Below are 7094 nucleotides of genomic sequence, written 5' to 3' on the forward strand. Positions count from 1 at the left end.
TCTATGTCGATGAGCAAATGGGCAAGGGCCTGACTCCGGCCGATTTCACGGCGTACAAATCACAACGCTATCGCTGGGCGTTCGGCGCCATGCAGATCATGAAGGCGCGCTTCGGCTGGATGGTGAAAAAGGAGAGCCCACTGTCTCGTGGGCAGAAATTCCACTTCCTGACCGGCTGGTTCTCCTGGTTCGCCGATGCCTTGCACCTGGTCTTCACGATGATGGCAATCACCTGGACCATCGGCATGGTCGGTTGGCCGGAAGTGTTCACCCTGCCGATGGAGCTGTTCCTGATTCCGATCATCGGCTTCATCATCAGCAAGGCCATCTTCGGCATCGTTCTTTATCGCAAGCGGGTGCCCTGTTCGTGGCATGACACGATCATGGCCTCGATCGCGAGCATGGGCCTCAGCCACGCCATTGCACGCGGCATCTTCCTCGGCCTGTGGAAGAAGAAGGGCGAGTTCGTGCGCACGGCGAAGAGCCGACGACTCAGCAACAAGCCCAGCGCGTTCACGTCGGTGCGCGAGGAACTGTTGATGTTCATCGCCCTCGCCGCATGCGTTGTCGGCATGATCTTCTCGAATGGCATCAACTACACCGAAGGCAAACTCTGGATCGCGATCCTCTGCGCGCAGGCGATCCCGTATGGATCGGCCCTGATCGGTGCATGGGTTGCGCATCGATCCGGCGATCTGGAAGGATGAGTCCGGCAAACGCTTCCCACTGAACTGAAAACAAACGTGGCTACTGGATGAACGGCAGCAACGCTGCCTAACAACCTTGTGCTCCCGGCCCTGTTATAAATGCATTCCACTCGCCACCCACCGAATCAATGACACCGCCAGCCCTCCCCAGCCGGCTCATGCTGAGCACGTTATTGCTGATTGCCTTTAGCGGCAGTGCATGGGGCGCACGCGTCGTCGTCCAGATGGATGGCATCGACGATGAATTGTCCGAGGCTGCCCTGGCCGCCATGGAGCTGAGTCAGTACGCCGAGCGTGACGTCAGCCGCAGCCAGGTCCGACGCCTCTACAATCGTGCCAAGGCCCAGATTGCCGGCGCACTGGAACCGTATGGCTACTACAACGCCAAGGTAGATGGCGAATTACGCAAGGACGGCGACAATTTCACCGCCGTGTTGCACGTGGACAAGGGGCCTCCGACCCTGGTCGAAGAGCTCTCGATCAGCATCTCCGGAATCAGCGAAGACCTGAAGCCAGTCGACAAGGCGCGAGCCGCGTTTTTGCCGAAGCAGGGTCAGCGCCTTGATCACGCCGCCTACGAGCGCAGCAAGGCGGCGATCGCGAATGCCCTGACCAACGTTGGCTACATCAATGCAGACCCGGTGGCACATCGGATCGAAGTCACCCGTGCGACCAATAGCGCCAAGATAGTGCTCGATTGGGAAGCCGGTCTCCGCTATCGCTTTGGCGAGACCCGGTTCGAAGGCAGCCAGTTTCCTGACTCGTTCACCCAGCCCTACGTGCCGTGGGATGTCGGGGAGTTCTATGACAACGACGAGTTGCTGGCGCTGCAGCAGCGCTTGTCCGAGGCCAATTACTTCTCGCTCGTCCAGGTTCGACCGGAATTGGATGACGCCACAGACGGCCAGATACCGATCGAGGTCATCCTGGCCCCGGCCAAGCGTACGGTCTATACCGGCGGCGTCTTCGTGGGTACTGACACCGGGGCTGGCGTGCGCGCCGGCATCGAGCGACGCTGGATCAACGATCGCGGCCACAAGCTCGAGTTCGACACGATCCTGGCGCAACGATTGAAGACACTTGGCGCCTTGTACCGAATTCCGTTTCCCGGCAGGGACCAGCACAGCCTCAACTTCGGACTGTCCTACCGCGATGAAGTGACCGACACCAGCGAATCGCAAATCTTCCGCGCCGCCATCAGTGATTCCAGTATCTGGCATGGCTGGACCCGCACCATCGGCCTGCAGTTCCTGACTGGCGATTTCACCGTCGCCGACCAACCGGGCAACACCACGATGCTGTATCCCGAGGTATCGCTGTCGAAAAAGCACGCCGACAACGTGACCTTCCCGCGCAGTGCCTGGTCACTTACGGTAGCGGCCCGCGCCAGCCAGGACGGAATTCTGGCCGACACCAGCTTTGGCCAGATCACGGCGGATGCCAAATGGATCCGCGGCATCGGAGAGAACAGCCGCTTCATTGCTCGCGCCTCTGCGGGATATTCGACCGTGGGCGATTTTGACAAGCTGCCACCTGAACTGCGCTTCTTCGCGGGTGGCGACCGCTCCATACGCGGCTACCCGTATCAGTCGATCGGCCCTCGTGAACTGGTTCCCGGCAATACCGAGCCACAGGTCATCGGTGGTGAATCCCTGTTCGTGGCCAGCGCCGAGTACGAGTACTACTTCACCGAAAAATGGGGCGGCGCGGTATTTGTCGATTTTGGTGATGCTTTCACGGGCACCGATTTCAACATGAACATCGGTGCCGGCCTCGGATTGCGCTGGCGCTCACCGGTTGGCCTGGTTCGCGCTGATCTGGGAACGCCAGTCAACAACGAGTACCAGGACGGCGTGCAACTGCACATCATCATCGGGCCGGATCTGTGAGCACACCACGACCATCCACCACGGAGCGCGCGCAGACGCCACCTCGACGCAGTGCATGGCGCTGGTTGCGCTGGGCAGCCCTCGTAGCCGTCGTTGCGCTTTTCGCCGTCGTTTTCTGGCTGCTGCACAGCCAGTCTGGCACGGGCTTCATCCTCGCCCGTGTCCAGGGCGCGCTCGATGGCAAACTCGAAATCGGCAGCTATAGCGGCACCCTGGCCGGACCATTCCAACTCGATGGCCTGCGCTACATCGACCCCGAAGCGGGCATTGATGCGCGCATCGACAGGATAGAAGTCGATCCTGTCCTGTTGGCACTTGTCGGCAAGGAACTGGATTTTCGTACCATTGAAGTGGATGGCGTCCAACTCGCACTGACCAGCGTGCCCGAGGATCCGGACAAGCCGAAATCGGAATTCTCGCTGCGCGCGCCCATCGACATCGTGGTCAATCAGTTGGCGCTGAAGAACGCCAGAATTTCGCAGGATGGTGAGCCAGTCCTCGCCATTGACAGCCTTGATCTGGTCGCCGGATGGACGGCCAGCGGCATCGTCGTACGACAACTGGACCTGCGCTCTCCCGATGGTCAGATTGCACTGAATGGGTCATTGGCCACCGCCAAGGGGTACTCGGGTAGCGGCGAAACGACATTCAACTGGAAACTGGGCGATGTCGCAGTCGCAGGCGTGCTCAAAAGCACCAGCAATGGCAAACGGGCGCAATTGAAGCTCGATCTGACCGCGCCGACACCGGCAAGTATCGAGATGGGCATCGCCCAGACTCGCGATGCAGCATGGACACTCCAGCTTGACGCGCCCGCGTTTGAAGCGAAAAAGATCTTGCCCGAAAGCACGCTCGGAACGCTGGCCCTGAATCTGCATGGATCGGGCAAGCGGGATCAGGGATCCTTGCAGGGCAATGTGACCATCAATGAGCACCGGGTCGAACTCGACCCCCTGCACTACGCGTTGACGGATGGGGCGCTGAAAATCGAATCACTGGGCCTGCGCTCACCGGCGTCACCCGGCACGTTCGAGTTGAGCGGTGATGTGGGCTACGCAGCCGAACCGGTCAGCGCAAATCTGGTGGCCTCCTGGCAGGGCGTTGAACTGCCTGCCGATCTGGTCGGACAGCTCCTGGCGACCAGGGGTCGCCTCGAGATCCAGGGTGACCTGGCCGGCTTTGACGCACGCGGAGATCTCTCGATCGGGCCGCCAGGCCAACTCTCCGACATCGGCATCGACATCCACGGCACTGAACAGCTCATCAACCTCAACACGGTGCGGCTGACGCAGGCGACGGGCGGACTTGAGGCCAGTGGAACCATCACCCTGCAACCGACGATCGGATGGCAAATCAGCGCCGTGGCCGATCAGCTTGATCCGGGTGCGTTCGCCGCCGATTGGCCCGGAGCGCTGGATTTCACCCTCGCGAGTTCCGGGCAGTTGACCGATCAGGGCCCATCCGCTGAGCTCAAACTCGAATCCCTGAACGGTCGCTTGCGTGAACGCCCCATCAGCGGATCAGCGGATCTGAGCATGGATCCCGGCTATGTCGTGGATGGAACGCTCTCGATCAACTCCGGCGACAGCACGCTCGCCATCGAGGGCAAGGGCGGTACGTCGACTGACGCCCGCGTTCGCTTTGACCTTGCCTCGCTCGCCGACTTCCTCCCGGATTCGGGAGGCAAGGTCAATGGCAATTTCCACGTCACCGGAAACTGGCCACAGCTGGAGATCGATGGCGAGGCTCGCGGCAGCGATCTTTCCATGGCCGGGGTGCAGATCAGTTCGGCGGAACTCGTGACCCGGGTGGAAAATCTGGAAAGTCCTGCTGGAGCACTGACCCTCAAGGCGAGCAACTTCTCGCGTGGCGGCATCCAGTTCGACACCCTGACCCTGGAAGCAGAAGGCAACAAGTCGGCGCATCAGCTCAAGCTCGTCGCGGATGGAACGCCTGCGGACTTCAGTCTTGGGGTGAAGGGCGCCGGCGACATCGCTGGCTGGAAAGGCCAGCTCGAGTCGCTCAGCCTGACTCCGGTCCGGCGCAATGCGCCGCAACTGGATTTGAGTCGCCCCGCCGAGATGAGCTGGGACGGGGTGCGCTTTGCACTGGAGCAGAGCTGCCTGATCGGACATCAACAGGAGCGCCGCAACAGGCCGGAAGATCGTGAGGAAGCTTCGCCAGTGGCAGCCGAAGAAGCGAACCGGGACAAAGCCGAATCGGCGGAATTGCCGGCACGAATTTGCCTGGGCGGGGACTTCGGCAAGGACGGCAGCCTGGCCGCCAACTATCAACTTGAGCATCTACCCTTGCGCTTGCTGCTGCGTCTTGCCGCACCCGATTCGCCGGTGCGCCTGCGTGGCGAGCTCACCGGCGAAGGTGATATCAGCAAGACTGCAGATGGACTGCTCACGGGTCAGGCGCGCATCCAGTCGAGTGAAGGGCGACTTTTCTTCAGTGGCGAAAGCAACCAGCCGGTACTCAGCTACACCGACTTCAACGTGACGGCCAACCTCGCTTCCGAATCCACCGTCGTGCAGGTACGTGCGTCGCTCGACAACGATGGCCGCATCGATGGAAACCTGACAATGAATCCCGTCGAAGCGGGATCACCCGTGCTGAACGGGACCCTCAAAATCGACCTCAACAGCCTGGCCTTTCTCGAACTGATCACGGGCGAGCTCAGCAACACCCAGGGCAGCGTGCACGCGAACTACACGATTGCCGGCACCCTCGACGCACCGCGTCTCGACGGCGCATTGAACCTTGCGGATTTCGCGACCGAGGTGCCTACCGCCGGCCTCAAGCTGAGCAAGGGTTCGGTTCGTCTGCGCGCCACCGATTCGGAGAATTTCGCGATCGATGGCAGCCTCACCTCCGGCGCCGGAACGCTGGTCATTGCCGGCACGGGTGAGCTCGCAGCCAAGGCGCCCCTCAAGCTGACGATCAAGGGCGAAGATTTTCTTGCCGCGGACATCCCGGCCGCGCGGGTCGTCATATCGCCTGATCTGTCGATCGAACGCACCACGGAAGGCATCTTCGTCAACGGCAAGGTTGTGATTCCCGCAGCGGATGTTGACCTGGCAAAGTTGCCGGGTGGCGGCACCAGTTCGGCCTCTGCCGACGTGGTCATTGTCGATGCTGACGAGCCTGCGCCTGCGAAAGCGTTGCCGATAACAGCCAAAGTCACTGTGACACTTGGCGAAAAGGTCAAGCTGACCGGCTTCGGATTCGACGGCAGGATCGTTGGCGAGATCGCCGTCAGCGATCGCCCGGGCAGGGTGACTACGGCGAACGGTGCGCTGGATGCCACTGGCACCTACTACGCCTACGGCCAGAACCTCAAGATTGAAACCGGTCGCATATTGTTCGCGAACACCCCAATCGACAACCCGGCTCTGGATATCCGCGCTGTTCGCCGTATCGAGAGCGAAAGCATTACGGCCGGACTGAACGTGCGTGGCACCGCCCAGCTACCGGTGCTGACGGTGTTCTCCGTACCCGCGCGTGACAACGCCGATGCCCTTTCCTATCTGATGACCGGAAAGGCGCTCGCCGGTGGTGCCTCGTTCACTTTCGGCAGATATCTCTCTCCGAAGCTCTATCTCAGCTACGGCGTTGGGATTTTCGAACCCGGCGAAGTGGTCACCCTGCGCTATCTGTTCAACCCGAGCTGGAATTTCGAGGCTGTAAACGCCACCGAGGGCAGCCGCGCCGGCATCAACTACCGGATAGAAAAGTAGGCGCCAATGAACGGCAGCAAATCGGATCCCGACGAGTTCGAGTCTGATTCAACAACAGACGCGTCAGCGTCGATGCATCCCAGGGCCCGCGAGCTCAAGCGCCTGCTCAGCCTTGAACCTCACGTGGAAGGCGGGCACTACCGCAGGATCCATGAATCCTCGCTCACCACTGCCTTCGGTAGGGAGGCGCGTCCAAGGCTCGCGTCCAGCTCGATCTACTACCTGCTATGTGCGGGAGAATTCAGCCGGTGGCACCGAATTGATGCCGATGAAATCTGGAACTGGTACGAGGGTGAGCCTCTGGAGCTGTTGCTACTGGATCCACGCGATCGCTGCGTAACCCGGCACCAGCTCGGGCCGGCCAGTGAAGCAGCGGCACCCGTGTGGTTCGTACCTCCCGGCTGCTGGCAGGCCGCCCGGCCACTCGGCAGCCATGCACTGGTGGGTTGTACGGTCACGCCGGGTTTCGAGTGGGAGGGATTCACCACGCTGGACACCCAACCGGAAATCGCCGCCCTGCTGGAGGAGATTGATATGTGCCTGATGGCGTTGCGCTGAGACGATTGCACCTGAGGCACCGAGCCTCGCGTTCAGCGCTTGTCCAGTCAGACAATGGCATGACTGGAACCCGCGCAAACCGGACCAACCCGCCAGGCTTGCGTATTTGCGATACCGCTCTGTCGAAAATCCTGCCTACCTTTCCTGGAGACATCATGGCCACGACCAAGTCGAGCAAGACCAAGGCAACGAAGAAA

Annotated in this window: 3 protein-coding genes and 1 pseudogene; all 4 read left to right on the forward strand. The window is 61.0% G+C overall.

The window, feature by feature from the left end; all coding sequences use genetic code 11:
- A pseudogene (locus WBP53_RS09085) lies at positions 1-707 on the forward strand (benzoate transporter); the annotation flags it as partial.
- Positions 708-835: 128 nt separating this feature from the next.
- On the forward strand, positions 836-2596 hold the full coding sequence (locus WBP53_RS09090) for an autotransporter assembly complex protein TamA (protein WP_423928112.1): 1761 nt from the start codon (positions 836-838) through the stop codon (positions 2594-2596).
- Complete coding sequence (locus WBP53_RS09095; RefSeq protein ID WP_423928114.1) at positions 2593-6339, forward strand: translocation/assembly module TamB domain-containing protein; 3747 nt, start codon at positions 2593-2595, stop codon at positions 6337-6339. Before WBP53_RS09090 ends, WBP53_RS09095 begins: the two co-directional genes overlap by 4 nt.
- A gap of 72 nt (positions 6340-6411) precedes the next feature.
- Entirely contained in the window at positions 6412-6897 is a 486-nt protein-coding gene (locus WBP53_RS09100; protein ID WP_423928116.1) for a cupin domain-containing protein, read from the forward strand.
- Positions 6898-7094: the final 197 nt, after the last annotated feature.

Origin of the sequence: Dokdonella sp., assembly GCF_049593775.1 — a bacterium.
GTDB lineage: Bacteria > Pseudomonadota > Gammaproteobacteria > Xanthomonadales > Rhodanobacteraceae > Dokdonella.